This window comes from Leisingera sp. F5 (assembly GCF_001593695.1).
In genome coordinates this window covers 1-1,056 of sequence record NZ_LUKH01001394.1, presented here as the reverse complement: position 1 = coordinate 1,056, position 1,056 = coordinate 1, and the positions used below count along the sequence as shown (strand labels likewise).

1 protein-coding gene is annotated in these 1,056 nt (G+C 63.9%); it reads left to right on the top strand.

Going from position 1 to position 1,056, the window contains the following annotated elements; genetic code table 11:
- Positions 1-1,056 (top strand): transketolase C-terminal domain-containing protein (locus tag A2I95_RS41710; protein ID WP_291738128.1); only part of this gene is annotated, 1,056 nt, incomplete at both ends.

Below are 1,056 nucleotides of genomic sequence, written 5' to 3'. Positions count from 1 at the left end.
GGACACCTCCAAGGGCCACGGCGCCCTGACCGATGCAGATCAGTTGAAGGCCGCCAAAGACGCCTATGGCTGGACCGGCGGCGCGTTTGAGGTGCCCGCTGATATCAAATCCCAGTGGGAAGAGATCGGTGCGCGCGGCAAGTCCGAGCGCGAAGCCTGGGAAACCCGCTTTGCCGAGCTGTCGTCGCAAAAGCAGGACCGTTTCAACCGCGCCTATGCCCTGGACGCGCCGAAAAAACTGTCGGCCGCTATCAAGGCGCTGAAAAAGCAGGTGAGCGAGGAGCAGCCCAAAGTTGCCACCCGCAAATCCTCGGAAATGGCGTTGGCCGTTATCAACCCCTTGATGCCGGAAACCGTGGGCGGCTCGGCTGACCTTACCGGCTCCAACAACACCAAGACCGGCGACCTGGGCACCTTCGACACCGACAACCGCAAGGGCCGCTATGTCTATTGGGGCATCCGCGAGCACGGCATGGCTGCCGCGATGAACGGCATGGTGCTGCACGGCGGTGTGCGTGCTTATGGCGGCACCTTCTTCTGCTTCACCGACTATGCACGCCCGGCCATGCGCCTGGCGGCCCTGTCGAAGATCCCGACCGTGTTTGTGATGACCCACGACTCGATCGGCGTCGGCGAAGACGGCCCGACCCACCAGCCGGTGGAGCATCTGGCGATCTGCCGCGCGACCCCGAACACCTATGTGTTCCGCCCCGCAGACACGGTTGAGACCGCAGAGGCCTGGGAAATCGCCCTCACCTCCAAGGACACCCCCTCGGTGATGACCCTGACCCGTCAGAACCTGCCCACCGTCCGGACCGAGCACAAGCTGACCAACATGGTCGAAAAAGGCGCCTATGTGCTGGCCGAAGCTGAGGGTAAGCGACAGGTTATCCTGATCGCCACCGGCTCCGAGGTCTCCGTCGCGATGGAAGCCAAGGCCAAGCTGGAAGCCGAAGGCATCGGCACCCGCGTCGTCTCCATGCCCTGCATGGAACTGTTTGCCGCGCAGGACGAAGCCTACTGCCGCAAGGTCCTGCCCGCAGGCCCGGTCCGCGT